21 protein-coding genes are annotated in these 19259 nt (G+C 62.2%); 17 read left to right on the top strand and 4 right to left on the bottom strand.

Annotation, left to right across the window (positions count from 1 at the left end; translation table 11 throughout):
- The coding region (locus FZZ93_RS18450) for a hypothetical protein (RefSeq protein WP_223111806.1) at positions 1–185 on the bottom strand (185 nt) is incomplete at its 3' end.
- Complete coding sequence (locus tag FZZ93_RS17890) at positions 148–1047, bottom strand: LysR substrate-binding domain-containing protein (RefSeq protein ID WP_149323659.1); 900 nt, start codon at positions 1045–1047, stop codon at positions 148–150. The genes FZZ93_RS17890 and FZZ93_RS18450, both read right to left, overlap by 38 nt.
- Positions 1048–1147: 100 nt before the next feature.
- On the opposite strand from FZZ93_RS17890, the gene FZZ93_RS17895 reads away from it, so the two are divergent.
- The 9 genes from FZZ93_RS17895 to FZZ93_RS17935 all read left to right on the top strand — a co-directional run bounded on the left by FZZ93_RS17895 (position 1148) and on the right by FZZ93_RS17935 (position 10480).
- Positions 1148–2380, top strand: coding sequence for an alpha-hydroxy acid oxidase (locus FZZ93_RS17895; protein WP_246146293.1), 1233 nt, complete (start codon positions 1148–1150; stop codon positions 2378–2380).
- Positions 2381–2626: 246 nt separating this feature from the next.
- Entirely contained in the window at positions 2627–3631 is a 1005-nt protein-coding gene (locus tag FZZ93_RS17900; protein WP_149323660.1) for a TRAP transporter substrate-binding protein, read from the top strand.
- 70 nt (positions 3632–3701) lie between these two features.
- Positions 3702–4235 carry a TRAP transporter small permease gene (locus tag FZZ93_RS17905; RefSeq protein ID WP_149323661.1) on the top strand — a complete coding sequence of 178 codons (534 nt, stop codon included), beginning with the start codon at positions 3702–3704 and terminating at the stop codon, positions 4233–4235.
- A 4-nt stretch (positions 4236–4239) separates the two neighbouring features.
- Positions 4240–5520, top strand: a complete 1281-nt coding sequence (locus FZZ93_RS17910) for a TRAP transporter large permease (RefSeq protein WP_149323662.1) — start codon at positions 4240–4242, stop codon at positions 5518–5520.
- A 35-nt stretch (positions 5521–5555) separates the two neighbouring features.
- Complete coding sequence (locus tag FZZ93_RS17915) at positions 5556–6692, top strand: mandelate racemase/muconate lactonizing enzyme family protein (protein WP_149323663.1); 1137 nt, start codon at positions 5556–5558, stop codon at positions 6690–6692.
- Between the two features lie 2 nt (positions 6693–6694).
- Positions 6695–7567, top strand: a complete 873-nt coding sequence (locus FZZ93_RS17920; RefSeq protein ID WP_149323664.1) for an amidohydrolase family protein — start codon at positions 6695–6697, stop codon at positions 7565–7567.
- Positions 7568–7659: 92 nt separating this feature from the next.
- The gene (locus FZZ93_RS17925) at positions 7660–8457 is read left to right on the top strand and encodes an NAD-dependent epimerase/dehydratase family protein (RefSeq protein ID WP_149323665.1); all 798 of its coding nucleotides are present in this window, start codon (positions 7660–7662) and stop codon (positions 8455–8457) included.
- 29 nt (positions 8458–8486) lie between these two features.
- Positions 8487–9518 (top strand): Ldh family oxidoreductase, encoded by a 1032-nt coding sequence (locus FZZ93_RS17930; RefSeq protein ID WP_149323666.1) that lies wholly within the window; start codon positions 8487–8489, stop codon positions 9516–9518.
- A gap of 227 nt (positions 9519–9745) precedes the next feature.
- Positions 9746–10480 carry a FadR/GntR family transcriptional regulator gene (locus FZZ93_RS17935; RefSeq protein WP_149323667.1) on the top strand — a complete coding sequence of 245 codons (735 nt, stop codon included), beginning with the start codon at positions 9746–9748 and terminating at the stop codon, positions 10478–10480.
- Positions 10481–10540: 60 nt separating this feature from the next.
- Here FZZ93_RS17935 and FZZ93_RS18365 read toward each other — a convergent pair whose 3' ends face one another.
- The gene (locus tag FZZ93_RS18365) at positions 10541–10699 is read right to left on the bottom strand and encodes a hypothetical protein (protein WP_187774571.1); all 159 of its coding nucleotides are present in this window, start codon (positions 10697–10699) and stop codon (positions 10541–10543) included.
- Between the two features lie 53 nt (positions 10700–10752).
- Between FZZ93_RS18365 and FZZ93_RS17940 the strand changes: the two genes are divergently transcribed.
- The 3 genes from FZZ93_RS17940 to FZZ93_RS17950 are packed head-to-tail and all read left to right on the top strand — an operon-like array spanning position 10753 to position 13467.
- The gene (locus FZZ93_RS17940; RefSeq protein WP_149323668.1) at positions 10753–11565 is read left to right on the top strand and encodes an alpha/beta fold hydrolase; all 813 of its coding nucleotides are present in this window, start codon (positions 10753–10755) and stop codon (positions 11563–11565) included.
- 14 nt (positions 11566–11579) lie between these two features.
- A complete protein-coding gene (locus FZZ93_RS17945) occupies positions 11580–12437 on the top strand; it encodes an alpha/beta fold hydrolase (RefSeq protein ID WP_149323669.1) in 858 nt (285 codons plus the stop codon).
- Positions 12438–12453: 16 nt separating this feature from the next.
- Complete coding sequence (locus FZZ93_RS17950; protein WP_149323670.1) at positions 12454–13467, top strand: patatin-like phospholipase family protein; 1014 nt, start codon at positions 12454–12456, stop codon at positions 13465–13467.
- On the opposite strand, the gene FZZ93_RS17955 is transcribed toward FZZ93_RS17950, so the two are convergent.
- Positions 13464–14030, bottom strand: a complete 567-nt coding sequence (locus tag FZZ93_RS17955; RefSeq protein WP_149323671.1) for a Smr/MutS family protein — start codon at positions 14028–14030, stop codon at positions 13464–13466. The genes FZZ93_RS17950 and FZZ93_RS17955 overlap by 4 nt on opposite strands.
- A gap of 122 nt (positions 14031–14152) precedes the next feature.
- Here FZZ93_RS17955 and prmB point away from each other — a divergent pair, with 122 nt between their 5' ends.
- The 5 genes from prmB to phaC all read left to right on the top strand — a co-directional run bounded on the left by prmB (position 14153) and on the right by phaC (position 19129).
- Positions 14153–15109 carry a 50S ribosomal protein L3 N(5)-glutamine methyltransferase gene (prmB, locus tag FZZ93_RS17960; protein WP_149323672.1) on the top strand — a complete coding sequence of 319 codons (957 nt, stop codon included), beginning with the start codon at positions 14153–14155 and terminating at the stop codon, positions 15107–15109.
- A 20-nt stretch (positions 15110–15129) separates the two neighbouring features.
- Positions 15130–16215 carry a chorismate synthase gene (aroC, locus tag FZZ93_RS17965; RefSeq protein ID WP_013333153.1) on the top strand — a complete coding sequence of 362 codons (1086 nt, stop codon included), beginning with the start codon at positions 15130–15132 and terminating at the stop codon, positions 16213–16215.
- A gap of 88 nt (positions 16216–16303) precedes the next feature.
- Positions 16304–16669 (top strand): DUF6489 family protein, encoded by a 366-nt coding sequence (locus tag FZZ93_RS17970; RefSeq protein ID WP_149323673.1) that lies wholly within the window; start codon positions 16304–16306, stop codon positions 16667–16669.
- Between the two features lie 116 nt (positions 16670–16785).
- Complete coding sequence (locus tag FZZ93_RS17975; RefSeq protein ID WP_149323674.1) at positions 16786–17217, top strand: phasin family protein; 432 nt, start codon at positions 16786–16788, stop codon at positions 17215–17217.
- An 82-nt stretch (positions 17218–17299) separates the two neighbouring features.
- Positions 17300–19129, top strand: coding sequence for a class I poly(R)-hydroxyalkanoic acid synthase (phaC, locus tag FZZ93_RS17980; RefSeq protein ID WP_149323675.1), 1830 nt, complete (start codon positions 17300–17302; stop codon positions 19127–19129).
- Positions 19130–19259 lie beyond the last annotated feature (130 nt).

Below are 19259 nucleotides of genomic sequence, written 5' to 3' on the forward strand. Positions count from 1 at the left end.
CCCTGCTGCCCGAGGCACTCAAGGATGGCAACCCGGTCGGTGTCAGCCGCCTGGTCGATGGCAAGCGCGAGGCCTGAGAGCAAGACCTTCAACTTGGCAAGCAGTAAGTATTTGGCGGCCTTCGGGCCGCTTTTTTTTATGCGACTTTCAAGGCGCCGGGCTGTGGTGGTCGAGTAACCAGTCACGAAAGGTCGCCAGGGGAGGGAAGCCTTCCTTCTCCGGCGGATAGAGCAGGTAGTAGCTGCGTCGGCTGTCGAGTCCGGCATACAACGGAATGACCAAGCGACCGTCGCGTAGTTCTTCTTCGACCAGACAGTGGGCAACCAGTGCGATACCGATGCCTGCGGTGGCTGCCTGGATCATATGCGTCGAGAATTCGAAGTGTGGCCCCAAGCGCATGTAGCCAAGGGGCAGCCCTCGGGCCGTGAACCACTGGTGCCAGGCTTCGGAGCGCACGGCGATCTGCAATAACAGGTGATCGGCCACGTCGGCAGGCTGATGAATCGGCCGTTGAGCGAGTGCTTGCGGGCTTGCTACCACCACCATCCTTTCCTGCTCCAGGGGGTGAGCGATCAAGCCTGGCCAGGGTTCGACGCCGACGTTGATGGCGGCATCCATGCCCGATTCGGTGATGTCGTACTCACCGATGCGTGTATGCAAATGCAGCATCACGCCGGGATGCTGGCGATAGAATGCTGCTAAAGCGGGCATCAGCCGGCGTTCGCCAAAGGTCGGCAGGACCGCCAGGTTAAGTGAGCTCACCCCCTTGCGGAAGGCACCGACTCGGGCGCTGGCCCCACTGATCCGGGCCAGTGCCGGAGCGATGTCTTGGGCATACATGGCGCCGACCTCCGTCAGCCAGATGTGACGGCCTTCGCGCTCGAACAGCTCGACCTCGAGAAGCTGTTCGAGTGCCTGGATCTGCCGGCTGACGGCGCTCTGGGTCAGGCTGAGTTCATGGGCGGCGCGGGTGAAGCTGAGATGGCGAGCCGCGGCATCGAATGCCAGCAGCATCGACATCGATGGCGTGAGCCGGTGAATGTTCATTCATAAACCTCATGCAGAGACCGAATATTCATCGATTGTCCGGGCGTGGCGTCGTCGTCAGACTTCACTTACATCATCCATGATCGCAATGAGGCATGCCATGGCCCCCGAGGAAGGGACATCAACCGCGCCGATGCAGCGCCCAGCCCCCAGGCCATCCTGGTTGGCGGCGCGACGTCTGTCGCGTGTCCTGTGCCTCGATGACTTCGAGTCGGTGGCCAGGCGGCATCTGCCAAGGCCGATCTTCGGGTATGTCGCCGGCGCGGCTGAGACACACGCTTCCTATCGTGATAACCGCGCGGTGTTTGACGAGTACGGTTTTCGGCACCGCGTATTGCGCAACGTCAGTGATCGAGAGTCGTCTATCGATCTGCTGGGGCGGCGCTATTCGGCGCCTTTTGGCATCGCCCCCATGGGAATTTGCTCGCTGACCGGGTACCGAGGCGATCTGGCTCAGGCCAGGGCTGCGGAACGGGCGGGCATTCCCATGATTCTCAGTGCGTCATCGCTGATTCGTCTCGAAGAGGTGGTTGAAGAAGCCCCTGGCACCTGGTTTCAGGCCTATTTGCCGGCCAAGTCGGCAGAGATTGATGCATTGATCGATCGGGTGGCGAGGGCAGGGGTGGAAACTCTCGTGATCACCGTGGATTCGGCTGTGGTGCCCAACCGTGAAAACAACGTGCGCAATGGCTTCAAGACGCCCCTCAGACCAAGCTGGCGATTGCTCTGGGACGGGATGACGCATCCGGCCTGGAGTCTAGGGACTTTCTTGAAGACATGTGTGCGCCATGGCGTTCCTCATTTCGAGAACAATGCCGCGAAGCGTGGGGTTGCCATCGTGTCGCGACAGGTGACGCGTGATTTCTCGGGCCGCGAGCACCTGGACTGGTTCGAGCTAAAGCGTATACGTCGTCGCTGGACAGGGCGGCTGGTGATCAAGGGTGTGCTGCATCCCGATGATGTGGCGTTGGCGCGCCAGCATGGTGCCGATGGTGTCATCATTTCCAATCATGGTGGACGCCAGCTCGATGGTGCCGTCTCGCCGTTGCGAGCCCTGCCACATGCCCTGGAGGTAGCCGGCGGCATGGAGGTGATGATTGACAGCGGTTTTCGGCGTGGCACGGATGTGATCAAGGCGCTGGCTCTGGGGGCAAGCTGCGCTTTCGTGGGTCGTCCCTTCAACTATGCCTCAGCTATTGGAGCAGAAGCGGGTGTGGATCATGCGATTCAGCTGTTGATGTCGGAAATCCGCGCCGACATGGGCATGCTGGGGATTACTCGCCTGGCAGAGCTTGATGCCGAGGAGCTGGTCGACTTGGCGCAACGCCGCTGAGTACCCAAGTCAAGCAGAGCTGGGGAAGGATGGGTGCGCCTGCGCGCTTGCTTTTGAAGTGATGCTTCAAACTGTTAGCACTTTAGTATGAAACAGCCGATGAGTACTTGCTAGTCGTCAAGGGGGTGGCTAGCTTGTCATTCATATGATGTATTACGAGAGAATTTTTGAACTCCTGAGCGCTGAAATGCCGCTCACTGGTCAACAAAAGCACAAGATCGCCAATCCCATACGATGGAGAATGTCATGCTGACCAACAAGACAATCAAGTTCAGCAACTGCCTGAAACTGACAGCGGTATCCGGAATACTGGCGGCTGTTTCGCTGCCTGCCCAGGCGGAGCAGTGGCGAGGCTGGAACATTCATCCGCCGAGCTATCCCAATAGTGTCGCGCTGGAGAGCTTTTCCGAAGAAGTCGCCGAGAAAACCGAGGGCCGTATCGAGCCCAAGGTCTATCACAATGGTGTATTGGGTGCTCAGCCGGATGCCATCGAGCAGACGAGAAGCGGAGCACTGGACTTCGCCAATTTCAACATGGGACCGATGGGGCCGATCGTTCCGGCAACCAATATCCTGTCGTTGCCGTTTATCTTCAATAGTACGGAAGATATGTATCGGATCATGGATGGGGAGATTGGAGGGCGCTTCGCCGAGGCGCTGGCCGAGAAGAATCTGGTTGCGCTTTCCTGGTTTGGCTCCGGGGCCAGAAGTCTTTACAACACCGATCATCCTGTGAAGACGCCCGATGACGTCGATGGACTCAAGTTCCGTGTCATGAACAACGATCTCTATGTGCAGATGATCGATGAACTGGGCGGAAACGCCACTCCAATGGCCTACAGTGAGGTTTATCAATCCCTCAAGACCGGCGTCATCGACGGTGCCGAGAATAACTATCCCTCCTACGAGTCAAGTGGCCATTATGAAGTGGCGAAATACTACTCGCTGACCGAACACCTGGTTCTTCCAGAGTGCCTGTGTGTCGCCAAATCAACCTGGGATGAAATGTCCGAGGAAGACCAGGGTATCGTGCGCAAGGCCGCCGAGAATGCTGCTCAGGAACAGCGAAAGTTGTGGGAAGAACGTGCCCAGAAGAGTCGCGAGTTGGTGCTGGAGTCCGGTGTGGAAATCAACGAGGTCGACGACAAGGCGGCTTTCCAGGAAAAGATGAAGCCCATCTATGATGATTTCGTCGAGGAAAATCCGCAGCTCGAAACCCTGGTGAAGGATATACAGGCCGCTCAGGAGTGATCCTGTGAATTTCCCTCGGAACCCCGGTGCCGGTTATGGCACCGGGGCGCCCTCGAAAGGATGACAGTTCGTGAGCACTTATTCTGACGATACCCACAGATCGGCAAGTGATACCGGGGAGAAATCCTCTTTCGATACTTTGCTGGATGGGATCGCTCAAGCTTGTATCAGCGTCTCGGGTGTACTGCTGGTCTTTCTGATTGCATCCTTCGGATGGCTCGTCTTCGGTCGTTACGTCCTCAACGACACGCCAACCTGGGTGGAGCAATCATCGCTGTTGATCGTCGTTTATGTCACCTGTCTCGGGGCGGCCGCCGGGGTGCGTAACAAGACACATCTCAGTATCGAGTTCATTAGAGAAGGACTACCGGTCTTACCGCGAGATGCGATGCGCTATGTCGCCGATGCCTTCGTGGTACTTTTCGGAGCATTCATGGCCTGGCAGGGTGGCATCATGGTACTGGAAAACCTTGGTCGTCCCATTCCGATGATTGGCCTTTCCGAAAGCTGGCGAGCGGCCCCCCTGGTGGTCAGTGGCTTGCTGATGATGCTGTTTTCGCTCGTCAATATCATTCAGCGTCTCGTGACGCACCTGGGGAGATAACATCATGGGACTGCTGATTCTTTTTGGTGTCTTTTTCCTTGGTCTTATCGTCGGTGCGCCGGTGGCCTTTGCCGTGGGTCTGGCATCGGTCGTTACCTTCATCTATGAAGGCTTGCCACTTTTTGTCGGCTTTCAGCGAATCCTGTCGGGTATTTCCGTCTTTTCGCTGCTGGCGATTCCCTTCTTCATCTTCGCCGGCGAGCTGATGCTCCATGGTGGCATTTCCAATCGACTGGTGCGCCTGGCATCGGCTGCCGTGGGTCGTGTTCGTGGAGGACTCGGACTGGTCAACGTCTCTTCTTCGATGCTGTTCGGCGGTATTTCCGGTTCAGCAGTCGCCGATACCTCGGCATTGGGGTCGATTCTGGTGCCTGTCATGAAGGAGAAAGGCTATGACGCCGACTATGCGGTCAATGTGACCGTGACCTCATCGGTCGCCGGAGTGGTGATTCCGCCCAGCCACAACATGATTCTCTATGCCGTGGCCGCAGGCGGGGGCATCTCGGTGACCCAGTTGTTCATCGCGGGAATCGTGCCCGGCATTCTAATGTGCCTGGCGTTGGCTGTCGCGGCTTATGTGGTCGCCGTGAAACGCGGCTATGCCGGTGAGACATTTCCGGGGTGGCACGCTTTGATCATCAGTTTTGCTGCGGCGCTGCCGGGCTTGATGACGGCCGTGATCATCGTCGGCGGTGTCCTGTCGGGGATCCTGACCGTGACGGAGTCCGGTGCCTTCGGTGCCATCTATGCCATCGTGGTCACGGGGCTGGTGTATCGTGAGCTGCGATGGGAATCCTTCAAGCAGGCTGTCTATCAGTCGGTGCGCACGACCTCGCTGGTGATGATACTGGTGGGCTGTGCTTCGGCCTTTTCCTATCTGCTTGCCTTGTACAGCGTACCGGAACTGTTGAGCGAAGGGCTGTTGGCGATCTCGGACAATCCCTACGTCATTCTATTGATGCTCAACCTGCTGCTGCTCGGCTTGGGAATGATCATGGACATGGCGGCGTTGATCCTGATCTGTACGCCGATTTTCCTGCCGGTGGCGGCTCAGTTCGGCATGGACCCCATCCAGTTCGGCATCATCCTGATGATCAATCTGGGACTGGGCCTGTGCACGCCTCCGGTCGGCTCTTGCCTATTCGTCGGTAGCGTGATCGGCAAGATCAAGATCGAGCAGGCCGTGCGCACTATCTGGCCTTTCTATCTGGCCTTGTTCGCTGTGTTGATGCTGGTGACTTACGTACCCGCGGTATCGCTGATGCTGCCGTCCTTTTTCGAGTAACGCTTCCTTATATACCGGTCAATCAGGATGCAACGATGAAGATTGCAAGCGTGCAGACGCATATTCTCGACTACCAGCTCGAGCAGGCCTTCGAGAGCGCATCGATGCGTTTCGAACGGCGCCAGCATTGCCTGGTCGAGGTGGTCTGTGACGACGGTACCGTGGGCTGGGGAGAGTGTCTGGGGCCGGCCAAGGCCAATGCCACGGTGGTGGGGCTTTATGCCGGCGCGCTGGTAGGGGCCAATCCTCTGGAGACCGAAAAGCTCTGGCTGGATCTCTATAACCGGTTGCGCGATCAAGGGCAGCGCGGTTTGACGATGACGGCCCTGAGCGGTATCGACATCGCACTCTGGGACATCAAGGGCAAGCACTACGGTGCTTCGATCAGTGAGCTGCTTGGTGGTCGTTTTCGCGAGGAAGTCCGGGCCTATGCCACTGGCTCGTTTCGTCGCGATGGCGTCGACCGGGTCCAGGATGTCGCCGAAGAGGTCGCCGGTTATGCTCGGGAGGGCTTTCATGGCGTCAAGATCAAGATTGGCTTCGATGTCGAGGAGGATCTGCGTGTGATCGCCGCTGCCCGAGAAGCGATCGGCCCGGAGCGCCGCCTGATGATCGACGCCAATCATGGTTATGACCTGCTCGAGGCGCTCGAGGTCGGTAGGCGTGCCGAGCCGTATCGGGTCGACTGGTTCGAGGAGCCGGTGCTGCCCGAGCAGATCGATACCTATCGAGCCGTTCGACAAGGGCAGTCGATTCCCGTTGCCAGCGGCGAGAACTGGCATGGTCGTTACGCCATGCTCGAGCCGCTTTCCACTCGGGCGGTGGATATCGCCCAGCCGGATGTATGCGGAGTGGGCGGTTTCTCCGAGATGCGGCGTGTCGCGGACATGGCAGCCATGTTCGGCGTGCGCCTGGTGCCCCATGTATGGGGAACGGCAGTGTGCATCGCCGCCAGCCTGCAGTTCATGGCGGCCTTGCCGCCCAACCCGCCGCGGCGTCGGCCGATCGAACCCATCATGGAGTTCGACCGTACCAAGAATCCTTTCCGTCAGGCCGTCGTTACAACGCCCATCGAGCATCAGGCGGGCGTCGTGCGCATTCCCGACGGGCCGGGACTGGGTATTGCCATCGATCGTGACGCCTTGCATCACCACGCGCTGAAGGAGGACTGAGCGTGTCCGGGATTCCCGTCAACACTCGACCGCTGGAGGGAGCGGCGCCGGCCTTGCAGACGCCGCCCGGGGCCACCGATTGTCATATCCATCTCTATCTACCGGGCTATCAGGCCCAGCCGGGCGGCCCACCGATCCCCGAGCTGGCCACGGTGGAAGACTATCGGCTGGTTCAGCGGCGCCTGTCGCTGGAGCGGGTCGTGGTGACCCAGTCCAATGTTTACCAGTGTGATAACAGCGCCTTGCTCGATGCGCTTTCGCAGATGGGGCCCGAAACGGCTCGAGGCGTTGCGGTGGTGACGCCGGATACGCCGGACCATGAGCTCGAAGCCTGGCACGTCCAGGGCGTGCGCGGTGCGCGCATCATGCAGTTGCCTGGCGGTGCCGTGAAGATTGACCGGATGCTCGATGTTGAGCGACGGATCCGCTCGCTGGGCTGGCACCTGATGGTGCAGTTCAATGGCCGCCATCTCGACGACTATCGAGATGAGCTGCGCCGCATCGAGGGCGATTACATCATCGACCATATCGGCAAGTTCATGGATCCGGTGCCGGCCGACGATCCGCGCGTCGACGAGCTTCTGCACTTGCTCGATCGCGGCAATGCCTGGTTCAAGATTTGTGCGGGATACGAGGCGAGCCTGGAGGGTGGCCCCCATTACGCTGATGTCGGTGCCATTGCCAGGCGTGTCATCGAGCATGCCCCGGAGCGCATCCTGTGGGGGAGCAACTGGCCCCATGTCGGCGTGCCGCGTTCCCAATACCCGGATGATGCCGAACAGCTCGATGTACTGGTCGAGTGGGCCAGTCCGGAAGTGCGGCACAAGATCCTGGTCGACAATCCGGCGGCGTTGTACGGGTTCGAGACGGACTGACGCCGCGTCGGCTGTCGAAGAGATGCTTTCATCAACCTATAGAATGATTCCCGAGCGGAGGAATCGCGCGACGATAGCAAAGGAGAAACATGATGCTGAATCGGATTCTGGTTACCGGGGCGGCCGGTGGTGTCGGCAAGGCCATTCGCCCGCATCTCGAGCGCCTGGCCCACCGGGTGCGGTTAACGGATATCGCCGATCTGGGCGAGGCGGCCGAGCACGAGGAGATCGTGCCGTGCGATCTGGCCGATGCGCAGGCCGTCAAGGAGCTGGTCGATGGTTGTGATGGTGTCATTCATCTGGGCGGTGTCTCGGTGGAGAAGCCCTGGGAGGGCATTCTCCAGTCGAACATCATCGGGGTCTACAACCTCTATGAGGCGGCCCGCAAGCTGGGCAAGCCGCGTATCGTGTTCGCCAGCTCGAACCACACGATCGGCTTCTATCCGCGTACTACCAAGCTCGACACCGAAGTGCCCCATCGTCCCGATTCACTGTACGGGGTCTCGAAGTGTTTCGGTGAGGATCTGGCGAGCCTGTACCACGACAAGTTCGGCGTCGAGACACTGAGCGTGCGCATCGGCTCGTGTTTTCCCAAGCCGGCGGACACTCGCATGATGGCGACCTGGCTGAGTGTCGAGGACTTCGTCGCTCTACTCGAGCGTGCCTTCGTGGCCCCCAAGCTGGCCCACACCGTGGTTTATGGCGCCTCTGCCAATAACGAGACCTGGTGGGACAACAGCAAATCCTCGTTTCTCGGCTGGGCGCCCCGCGACAGTTCCGAGCCATGGCGTGCCGAGGTCGAAGCCAAGGCCGGGGCCATCGATCCCGATGATCCGACGGTCGTCTATCAGGGCGGTAAATTCGCGGCGCAGGGTCACCCGGACGATTGAGGGGGCCAGCCTATCAGGAGAGGCGCTATATGGATGATACGGTCACTCTGACGCTGGCTGAGGCGGAGGCGCTGAGTCGGGAAGTGCTCACCCGGCATGGCTTCGACGAGTCGCATGCTGGCGCCATTACCCGCAGCGTGGTCGCGGCACAGCGCGATGAATGCCATTCCCATGGGTTGTATCGGCTGATTGGCTGTGTCGATACGCTGCATCATGGTGGTGTCAGCCCCGATGCGACGCCCGAGATCATCGATATCGCCCCTGGCGTGGTGCGTGCCGATGCTCGACAGGGATGTTCGTTGCTGGCCTTCGAGAAGGCGAGTCCTGCGCTGATCGACAAGGCGAGGACCAATGGAATCGCCATGCTGGCGCTCAACAATGCCTTTCACTTTTCGGCCCTGTGGCCTGAAGTGGAAGCCCTCGCGGAAGCGGGACTCGTTGCGCTGGCGATGACGCCGAGTCATGCCTTCGTTGCGCCAGCGGGGGGCCAGGCGCCCTTGCTCGGCACCAATCCCATTGCCTTTTCCTGGCCGCGCCCTGGCACTTTTCCCTATACCTTCGATTTCGCTACCAGCGTAGTGGCGAGAGGAGAAATCGAGCTGCATCGCCGTGCCGGTGAGGCGATTCCCGAGGGTTGGGCGGTCGATCGGCAGGGAGAGCCGACGACGGATCCCGCGACGGCGCTGGAAGGCGCGATGCTGACGTTCGGAGGCTACAAGGGCTCGGCGCTCTCGATCATGATCGAACTGCTGGCCGGCCCGCTGATCGGCGATCTATTGGGCCATGAGACCCAACCGGCCAATGCCGATGGCCAGGGGAAGCCCTTTCACGGAGAACTGCTGCTGGCCATCGATCCCGCTACCTTGCTGGGCGTGGATCGGGAGCGGCATATGCAGCATGCCGAGGCGCTATTCGAGGGCGTGTTGGCACAAGGGGCTCGACTCCCTTCGCAGCGTCGCCACGAGGCGCGCCGTCGTAGCCGGGAGCATGGCGTGACGATCCCTGCAACGCTGTATCAGGAGCTGGATCGACTGCGCCAGCCGAAGGGGCCCGACACGTGATCCTTGCGGCATGGTCGGTAACATTTTTGAGTGTGATGTATGATGAAGAAGAGGTAAGAGGTAAGAGGTAAGAGGTAAGAGGTAAGAGGTAAGAGGTAAGAGGTAAGGGCAATGGTTCTGCGCTGTTTCGATGGTACGATGCAGGCGTCGGTCGCGGGCCCGGATGGTGATTTGACTGCACTGCGTACATGATGCGGCGTGGTGGTTCAATGGCAAAAGGATGTGAGATGGCGGTGTCGAATTCGTGGGGCGTCAAGCGCATTACTCGCGAGGGCAGCTTGTCGAAGGCGGTCCTGGAGCAGCTCGAGCGGCGGATCACCTCGGGGGACACGCCGGTAGGCAGCAAGCTGCCCACCGAGAGCGAGTTGTGTGATGCCTTCGGGGTGAGCCGCACGGTGATTCGCGAGGCCATCACCCATCTCAAGTCGCTCGGTCTGGTCGAAACTCGCCGCGGCGTCGGGACGACGGTGCTGCGCAACGATGTTCTCGAACCGCGACCGGCCGTGCACATCAGTCCCACAACCGTTGAGGACATTCTCCAGGTCCTGGAGCTGCGGTTGACGCTGGAACCCAGTGCCGCCGAGCTGGCCGCGTTACGCCATGACGCAGACGACCGAGCACGCCTGGAGGCACGACATGCGGAATTCTCGGCGGTTCAGGCCAGTCAGTCTCAGGCGCGCCGGGAGGATTTTGCCTTCCACCACGCCATCGTCAAGGCGACGCACAACGTATTTTTCGACCGCTTCTACGAGCCGCTCAGCGACAGCATGATTCCCCGCTCCAAGCTGCTCAGCATCGACATCGATCCCAGTTCCTCGGCACGTTATCTCGAACTGGTGCAGCAGGAACATGCCCGAATTCTGGAGGCGATTCTCGAGCGGGACGGTCCGGCGGCGCGCGCAGCGATGCATGAACATCTCAACCGTTCGAAGGAGATGTACGCGCGCTATCTTGAGGAATAGGCCCTAGCTTGAGGAATAGGCCCTAGCTTGAGGAATAGGCCCTAGCTCGAGGAATAGGCCCTAGCGTGCCAGCCAGAGCCCGACGACCACGGCAATGGCCACGGTGGTGAAAAAGACCCGGTTGCGCAGGCGGGTGTCTCGGCAGGGCTTGTCGGGGCGGTGCGTCACGTTGACTCCTGGTAGCGGATGAATGGGGCGAAAGACGACTTGGCGCATCATGGTATTCCCGTTAGCCTGCTATCACCAGACAGCCCGCCAAACTGGAAGATGCCATGCCCCAGCCTGCTACTGCCACGCCTCTTGTCTTCGCCCATGCTAACGGCTTTCCCGGCCGGAGCTACCGCAGCTTCCTGGCGCCGCTCGAGGCGCGTTTCGACATGCATCCCGTGGAGCAGCTCGGTCATCACCCCGACTTTCCCGTGGGCCACAACTGGCTGGCGCTGCGCGACGAACTGCTGGCGCAGTTGAAGGCGTTCTCTGAACCGGTGATCGGCGTCGGGCATTCCATGGGCGGTGTGCTGACGGCCATGGCCGCCGAGCAGGCGCCGGAACGCTTCCGCTGTGTGGTGATGCTTGATCCTCCCTTGATGCTGGGCGTTGATGCCATGGCCATGAAGCTGGCCAAGCGCCTTGGTGTCGTCGATTGGGTCACTCCGGCGGGGCGGACCCTGGGGCGCCGTTCCAGTTGGTCGGACCGTTCGTCGATGCGCGATTATCTGCGTCGCCGCAGCCTGTTTCGTCGTTTCACCGACCAAGCCCTGGATGATTACATCGAGGGCGGCACCCGGGAGCTAGAGGAGGGTGGGGTGGTACTACGCTATGATCCCGATATCGAAGTCGACATCTTCCGCCACCTGCCCGATCACCTGAACGCTCTTCCCGAACGCGCCAGGGTGCCGCTGGGCGTGCTGGCCGGTGATGAGTCCGAGCTGCTCACGTCGCGCCGACGACGTCGCTTGAGGCGTCGAGGTGTCAGGGTCGTCGAGGTGCCCGGTGGTCATATGTTCCCCATGGAGCATCCCGAAGCGACCCGCGAGGCCTTGCTGGCCATGCTCGACACCCTGCTGGATGGAGGTGGACGATGACACCGGGAGAGCCCATGCGTCTTGCCGACGGTCGCCTGGCTGCCCTGTCCTGGGGCGAGGCCCGGGCGCCGACCTGGCTCGCCCTGCACGGCTGGCTGGACAATGCCGCCAGTTTCTCGCGCCTGGCACCGCGCCTTGCCTCGAGTCTGGGAATTCGGGTAGTGGCGCTCGACTTCACGGGCCATGGCCACTCGTATCATCTGGCCGGAGACGGCGGCTATGCCCTCTGGGACTACTGTCACGACGTGCTCGACGCCCTCGATGCGTTGGGCCTCGAGCGCGCCCCGCTGCTGGCGCACTCCATGGGCGCCGGGGTGGCCTGCCTGCTTGCCGCCGGCCTGCCGGAACGTGTCGAGCGGCTGGTTCTGATCGACGGCCTCGGTGCCGTGACCACCGCGCCGTCGGCGTTGCCGCGCCAGTTACGCAAGGGGCTGCAAGCCAGTCGGCGCCCCCGCGCGGCGGCGCCCCGTTATGCTGATATCGAGAGTGCCGTGGCGGCGCGGGTGGCCGGGAGTGCCTCGCCGATCGACGCAGAGACCGCCAGGCCTCTGGTCGAACGGAACCTAGAGGCGTTGGCGTGGGGCGAGTGGCGGCTGCGTAGCGACTCGCGTCTGCGCTGGGCCTCGCCAGTCCGCCTCACGCCCGATCAGGTGCTGGCCGCACTGGGTGCCATTCGCTGCGATGTGCTGTTGGTCGAGGGCCAGGAAGGCATCCTGGGAGAGCGCGAGGGCATGGCGCCGAGAAGGGCCGCGGTCGCCGAGTTGAAGAGGCGAGTGCTGGCGGGTGGCCATCACCTGCATCTGGAGCCGGAACGGGTGGACGCCGTTGCCGAGACAATCGTGGCGCATGCCCGCGATGCTGAGCGAATCTGAGGGAGGAAAGGCGACCATGGCCGAACGACATCCCGACGAGGATACCGGCCGACGCGTAGTGCTGGCACTGGGCAGTGGCGGTGCACGGGGTTATGCGCACATCGGGGTCATCGAGGAGCTGGAGGCGCGCGGTTACGAGATCGTGGCGCTATCGGGCTGTTCCATGGGGGCCCTGGTGGCCGGCATTTACGCGGCGGGTGAGCTGGATGCCTATCGTGACTGGGTCTGCCGTCTGGATTATTTCGATGTGCTGCGTTTGGTGGATGTCACCTGGAGCCCGATGGGCGCCATGAAGGCCAGCAAGGTGATGAGCAAGCTCGAGGAGCTGATCGGCGATACCTTGATCGAGGACCTGCCAATCCCGGTGACCACCGTGGCGACCGACCTGACTCGCCAACGCGAAGTATGGTTCCAGTCCGGGAGCCTGTTGCAGGCCATTCGGGCCTCCATCGCGGTGCCGGGTGTGATCACGCCGGTCTATCGAGGCTCCCAGGTGCTGGTGGATGGCGGCCTGCTCAATCCCTTGCCGGTGATGCCGGCGGTGGGCGTGCGCGCGGATTTCCTCATGGCGGTCAATGCCACCGCCCACACCTCACGGCCGGTGACGCTGGAATCCCTGTTGCCGCCCAAGGAGGCCGCTGAGGAGCAGGCGCGAGAGGCGGAGCGCGATCGTTCGGGGGCGATCGATTTCGCCGGCTGGATGGAAGGCGTGCGGGGCGCCACGCGTCGGCTCTTCGATGGTCTCGGCGGCAGTGACGAGGATGACACCGAAAAGGGCAAGCAGGAACGTGACCGTCATGCCTGGGGACGCCTCGACATGATGCTGGCCTCCTTTGACATCGCCCAGGGCGCTATCGCCAACTATCGGTTGGCGGGCTATCCGCCGGACCTGCTGGTCGAGATTCCCAAGACGGTCTGCGGCGCCTACGAGTTTCACCGCGCCGAGGCCCTGATATGCCTGGGACGGCATCTGGCCAAGGAGGCGCTGGATCGCCGCGAGCGTGAACTCGGTATGGGCAGAGAAACCTAACGCTGTCGCCGTAACAGCACATACACCGCGCCAGTGCCGCCATCGGCATCGGTGGCCGAGCAGAAGGCCAGTACGCTCGGCCATTCGCGCAGCCAGGCGTTGACGTGGCTCTTGATCACCGGGTAATCGGAGGTGGCGCCCCAGGCCTTGCCATGCACGACCAGCACGCAACGGGCGCGCTCGGCTTCGGCATCGTGCAGAAAAGTCTCGAGCTCCAGCCGGGCTTCATCGACGGTATAGCCATGCAGGTCCAGCCCCGCTTCCCAGGCGATCTGGCCGCGCTTGAGCTGACTGCGAGTGCGATAGGGCAGGTCGGGCGGCGCGAAATCGAGATATGCCGAAGGCCGGACCGCCTCGACGCGGCCGTCGGAAGTGCGGCCGGTGACGTTGTCCGAGCCGGCATCGGTGGCTGCTGCGCGTCGCGCCCGGGCGGCTTCATCCTCCCGGCGCGGGCGACCGGGATCGGCGCGGTTGTGCTTCAGCGGGCGCACACCGGCCTCGCTCAGCGCCTGGCGGAAGGCGCTGACGTCATCGTCGTCCGGCTGGTGGCGGCGTCGGCTCATGTCGTGGCTCGCATGGTCCTGAAAAGGGGCCAGTATACCGGCCCTGACGTGGCTGTGAACCGCCGCCGAGGGTACAATCGAGGCTCAGCCGCTTCCCATGCAATCGTCGAACAGGATGCCCCGTGGCCGATTCCGCCTGCACTTCATCGACTTCCACCCTGACCCTCGACGACGCCGAGCTCGCCGAGGGACTGATCACCCTGCGGGACTGCCTGCGCTGGGCGACCAGCGAGTTCCACCTGGCCGGCCTGCATTATGGCCATGGCACCGATTCCGCCTGGGACGAGGCGGTGGCCCTGACACTGGGGGCCCTGCACCTGCCGTGGAACGTCGACCCCGGCGTGCTAGACGCGCGCCTGTTACCCATGGAGCGCCGCCGTATCGTTGGGCTCGTCAGGGAACGAATCGGTAGCCGTCGTCCCTTGCCCTACCTGCTGGGAGAGGCCTTCTTCGCCGGCGTGCCCTTCAATGTCGATGAGCGGGTGCTGATCCCGCGCTCGCCGATCGGCGAGCTGATCGAAGACGGCTTCGGGGCCTGGTTCCCTGTCGAACCGCCGGCGCGGGTGCTGGATCTGTGTGCCGGCTCCGGCTGTATCGGCATCGCCACCGCTCTGCACCTGCCCACCTGCGAGGTCGACCTGGCTGATGTCAGCGCCGAGGCCCTGGAGGTGTCGCGCCTCAACATCACACGCCACGATGTAGGCGACCGCGTGCGAGCCGTCGCCTCGGACCTCTTCGACGGCCTCGAGGGACGGCGCTATGAGTTGATCGTCTCCAACCCGCCCTATGTCGATGCCCGGGACCTGGCCACCATGCCCGCCGAGTTTCGCCACGAGCCGGGGCTGGCGCTGGGCGCCGGGGCCGATGGTCTGGACATCGTGCGGCGTATCCTGCGCGAGGCCCGCGAGCACCTGGCTGACGACGGCGTATTGATCGTCGAGGTCGGCAACTCCGATCGTCACCTGGAGGCCGCCTTCCCCGAGGTTCCCTTCATGTGGCTGGAATTCGAGCGCGGCGGTCAGGGCGTGTTTGCGCTGACCGCCGCGGAACTCGACGCCCATGCGGCGTCCTTCGCCTGATTCGTCATTGAGGAACGCCCATGTCCGGCAACACCTTCGGCAAGCTGTTCACCGTCACCACCTTCGGCGAGAGCCATGGCCCGGCGCTCGGCGCCATCGTCGATGGCTGTCCGCCGGGCGTGCCGATCGACGAGGAAACCCTGCAGCGTGATCTGGACCGGCGTCGACCGGGCTCCTCGCGGCATACTACCCAACGCCGCGAGCCCGACCGGGTACGCTTGTTGTCCGGCGTCTTCGAGGGCGTGACCACCGGGACGTCCATCGGGCTGCTGATCGAGAACACCGACCAGCGTTCCAAGGACTATTCGCGGATCAAGGACCAATTTCGTCCGGCCCACGCCGACTACACCTATCACCACAAGTATGGGATTCGCGACTATCGGGGGGGCGGCCGCTCCAGTGCCCGCGAAACCGCCATGCGGGTGGCCGCCGGCGCCATCGCCAAGCAGTATCTGGCCAGCCAGGGCATCCGGGTGCGTGGCTACATGAGCCAACTCGGGCCCATTGCCATCGAGTTTCGCGACTGGGCGGCGGTGGACGACAATCCCTTCTTCTGTCCCGACCCGGAAAAAGTGCCCGAGCTCGAAGCCTTCATGGATCAGCTACGGCGCGATCAGGACTCGGTGGGCGCGCGTATTTCGGTGGTCGCCGAGGGCGTGCCGCCTGGCCTTGGCGAGCCGGTCTTCGATCGCCTCGACGCCGAGCTGGCGCATGGCCTGATGAGTATCAACGCCGTGAAGGGCGTGGAGATCGGCGACGGTTTCGCCTCGGTGGCCCAGCGGGGCAGTGAGCACCGCGATGAAATGACGCCCGAGGGCTTTCTGTCCAATCATGCCGGTGGCGTCCTGGGCGGCATCTCCAGCGGCCAGACGATCATTGCGCACCTGGCGCTCAAGCCGACCTCCAGCATCACCATCCCGGGGCGCTCGATCGACGTCGCCGGCGCGCCGGTGGAGGTCGTCACCCGCGGGCGTCACGATCCCTGTGTCGGCATTCGCGCCACGCCTATCGCCGAGGCGATGATGGCGCTGACCCTGATGGATCATCTGCTGCGGCATCGAGGCCAGAATCAGGACGTTGAAGTATCGACGCCAAGACTGTCCTGAAAACGGACCTGAACGGATCGTCCTTAACGGTCGGACTGCTACACTTGGGGCGTGTCATCTCATTCACTTCGGCCAGGCGAGGCGCCCCATGAAGATCAACGTCGAGTTCGATTTGACGCCAGATGAATTCCGCCGGGCACTCGGGCTGCCCGACGTGGAAGCCTTTCAGCAGGACCTGCTGGAGCGCATCCAGAAGCAGATGGAATCCGGTGTCGAGGGCTATGACCCCATGAGCCTGATGCAGCCCTTCCTCCAGCAACCGCTCTTCCAGCAGGGCATGGCCAATTTCGGCAACTATCAGCAGATGATGATGGACATGCTGAGCCGCGCCGCCTCCGGGGCTGCCCGGAGCCAGGAAAACGACCCGGATGAGCCGCCCTCCGGGGCATCCGGACAAGGTGCCGGTCAGGCCTCCTCGGCTAGTGCCCAGTCTCGCAGTCGGCGCAAGAGCTGAGTCGCCTCGTTCCAGGCGACCCGCGTCGTCATCATCTTGCAACCCTCGGCATGCCAGACTAGTCTTTGTGCAGTGCAGCACGAATGTCATCCGCATTCCTCGAGGAGGATCAGGCCATGCAGGACAAGATGATCGATGCGTTCAACGAGCAGGCGCGGGAGTTTTTCACGCCGATGCGCAAGTTCAATGCCTTGATGCTGGACAACATGGAACGTGTGACCCAGTACCAGTTGGAGGCCATGAAGCGTTACAGCCAGATGGGCACTTCGCGCCTGCGGGATGCCGCCGATATCGTCGATGCCGAAGGGGGGCGCGATTTTGGCACCCGGCAAGTCGAGATGATGACCGAGCTGTCCAACCAGATGCTCGAGGATACCCGGGCGATGAGCGAGATGAGCCTGCGCTTCAAGAGCGATCTGGAGGCGCTTTATGGCGAGTCCGGCCAGGCGATGGCCGAGCAGGCGGCACCTGCCGCCGAGGCCGAGCCGTCCAAGGAGCCCGAAGGGCCAGCCAAGGCCACCAGCCAGGCAGCGCGCAAGCGTAGCTGAGCATTCTCCAGGTAACACCCGAGTCGCTGCTGTCTCGTGACGAGACGGCAGCGGTCGTGCATCGAGATCACGGGAGGGAATGATGCAGCCAGGGAATCATGCACCGTCACAAGAGGAGCTCGAGGCGTGGGGCGAGCAGGTCAGACTGATCGGCGAGCAGTATCGCGCCTTGATCGAGGACGTGTTGCCGCGCTTGGTGCCTGACAGCGCCGCCGAATCCGTCTATGCCGACATGCACGACAGCTTTCGGGCCGGTGCCGAGGCGCTGAATCGCGATCCTTCCCTGCTGTGGCAGACCCAGGCACGCTTGATGGAAGATCAATACCAGCTGTGGCAGAACGGGCTCAAGGCATTGTCCGGTGAGTCGGTGACACCGCTGGTCACGCCCGGCAAGGGGGATCGGCGTTTCCAGGACGAGGCCTGGCACAGCGATCCCTTCTACATGTCGATCATGCAGCAGTACCTGCTGTTCGCCCGTCGTGTCGAGTCCCTGGTGGACAGCCTCGAGGGGTTGTCGGACGACCATCGACGCAACCTCGCCTTCTACGCGCGGCAACTGGTCAATGCCATGTCGCCGACCAACTTCGTCACCACCAACCCCGAAGTGATGCGGCGTACCCTGGAAACGCGAGGCCAGAACCTGGTGGATGGCCTGGCCCGGTTGCGCGAGGATCTCGCCAATTCCGTTGAGGGGCTCAATGTCACCATGACAGACCGCGAGGCCTTCGAGGTCGGCGAGAACATCGCCGTCACCCCTGGAGCGGTGATCTTCGAGAACGAGCTGATGCAACTGATCCAGTATGCTCCCAGCACCGAGAAGGTCTTCAAGACGCCATTGCTGGTGGTGCCGCCCTGGATCAACAAGTATTACGTGCTCGACCTTCGTCAAGAGAACTCGCTGGTCAAGTGGCTGGTGGATCAGGGCCACAGCGTCTTCCTGATCTCCTGGCGCAATTCCGGTCCCGAGCAGCGTGATCTGACTTGGGCCGATTACATGCAGATGGGGCCCATTGCTGCCATGGAAGCCATCGAGCAGGCCGTGGGTGAAAAGTCGGTCAACCTGCTGAGCTACTGTGTCGGCGGGACTCTGACGGCCTCGACGGTGGCCTACCTGACCAGCACCCGGCGTGGCCGCAAGGTGCGCTCGGTCACCTACATGGCGACTCTGCAGGACTTCCGCGATCCCGGTGAGCTGGGCGTCTTCCTTGCCGAGCCGGTGCTCAGGGGCATAGAAGAAAAACTCGAGCAGGACGGCTACCTGGATGGCCGAGTCATGGCCTATTCCTTCAACCTGCTGCGCGAGAACGACCTGTTCTGGTCGTTCTACATCAACAATTATCTGAAGGGGGACGCGCCGGCTCCCTTCGACCTGTTGTACTGGAACACCGACGGCACCAACCTTCCGGCAGGTACCCACGGCTGGTACCTGCGGCACCTGTATCGCGAGAACCGCCTGGTCGAGCCGAATGGCATCGAGCTCGACGGCGTGAAGATCGACCTGCGCAAGATCTCGGTCCCCAGCTACTTCGTCTCCACCCGCGAGGACCATATCGCCAAGTGGAACAGCACCTATTATGGCGCCTTGCTGCCCAAGGGGCCGGTCACCTTCGTACTGGCCGGGTCCGGGCATATTGCCGGCATCGTCAATCCGCCCCACAAGAACAAGTACGGTTTCTGGACCAACGAAGAGCTGCCGGACGATCATGAAGCCTGGTTCGAGGGAGCCGAGGCGCACGAAGGTTCCTGGTGGCCGCACTGGCAAGCCTGGATGACCGAAAACGGCTACGCCGATCCCGACAAGCTGGTACCGGCCCGCCAACCCGGCGAAGGCCAGCTCGATATCCTCGAGCCGGCACCAGGGCGGTACGTGAAGATGACGATTCCGGAAGTACTCGGAGAAAACCAAGCCTGAAGCTGTAAGCTTTAAGAACCCCCTGGACCCGAAAAGGGCTGGGGGTATGCTGCCTACGAGCTACGAGCTACGAGCTACGAGCTACGAGCTACGAGCTACGAGCTACGAGCTACGAGCTACGAGCTACGAG

The sequence above is a fragment of the Halomonas eurihalina genome (genome assembly GCF_008274785.1).
GTDB lineage: Bacteria > Pseudomonadota > Gammaproteobacteria > Pseudomonadales > Halomonadaceae > Halomonas > Halomonas eurihalina.

Coding starts and splice junctions, on each gene's coding strand:
- phaC (WP_149323675.1), top strand. CDS start 17,300: ATGCAGCCAGGGAATCATGCACCGTCACAAGAGGAGCTCGAGGCGTGG.
- FZZ93_RS17925 (WP_149323665.1), top strand. CDS start 7,660: ATGCTGAATCGGATTCTGGTTACCGGGGCGGCCGGTGGTGTCGGCAAG.
- FZZ93_RS17975 (WP_149323674.1), top strand. CDS start 16,786: ATGCAGGACAAGATGATCGATGCGTTCAACGAGCAGGCGCGGGAGTTT.
- aroC (WP_013333153.1), top strand. CDS start 15,130: ATGTCCGGCAACACCTTCGGCAAGCTGTTCACCGTCACCACCTTCGGC.
- FZZ93_RS17890 (WP_149323659.1), bottom strand. CDS start 1,047: ATGAACATTCACCGGCTCACGCCATCGATGTCGATGCTGCTGGCATTC.
- FZZ93_RS17955 (WP_149323671.1), bottom strand. CDS start 14,030: ATGAGCCGACGCCGCCACCAGCCGGACGACGATGACGTCAGCGCCTTC.
- FZZ93_RS17935 (WP_149323667.1), top strand. CDS start 9,746: ATGGCGGTGTCGAATTCGTGGGGCGTCAAGCGCATTACTCGCGAGGGC.
- FZZ93_RS17900 (WP_149323660.1), top strand. CDS start 2,627: ATGCTGACCAACAAGACAATCAAGTTCAGCAACTGCCTGAAACTGACA.
- FZZ93_RS18365 (WP_187774571.1), bottom strand. CDS start 10,699: ATGATGCGCCAAGTCGTCTTTCGCCCCATTCATCCGCTACCAGGAGTC.
- FZZ93_RS17895 (WP_246146293.1), top strand. CDS start 1,148: ATGGCCCCCGAGGAAGGGACATCAACCGCGCCGATGCAGCGCCCAGCC.
- FZZ93_RS17945 (WP_149323669.1), top strand. CDS start 11,580: ATGCGTCTTGCCGACGGTCGCCTGGCTGCCCTGTCCTGGGGCGAGGCC.
- FZZ93_RS17930 (WP_149323666.1), top strand. CDS start 8,487: ATGGATGATACGGTCACTCTGACGCTGGCTGAGGCGGAGGCGCTGAGT.
- FZZ93_RS17970 (WP_149323673.1), top strand. CDS start 16,304: ATGAAGATCAACGTCGAGTTCGATTTGACGCCAGATGAATTCCGCCGG.
- FZZ93_RS17910 (WP_149323662.1), top strand. CDS start 4,240: ATGGGACTGCTGATTCTTTTTGGTGTCTTTTTCCTTGGTCTTATCGTC.
- FZZ93_RS17915 (WP_149323663.1), top strand. CDS start 5,556: ATGAAGATTGCAAGCGTGCAGACGCATATTCTCGACTACCAGCTCGAG.
- FZZ93_RS17940 (WP_149323668.1), top strand. CDS start 10,753: ATGCCCCAGCCTGCTACTGCCACGCCTCTTGTCTTCGCCCATGCTAAC.
- FZZ93_RS17950 (WP_149323670.1), top strand. CDS start 12,454: ATGGCCGAACGACATCCCGACGAGGATACCGGCCGACGCGTAGTGCTG.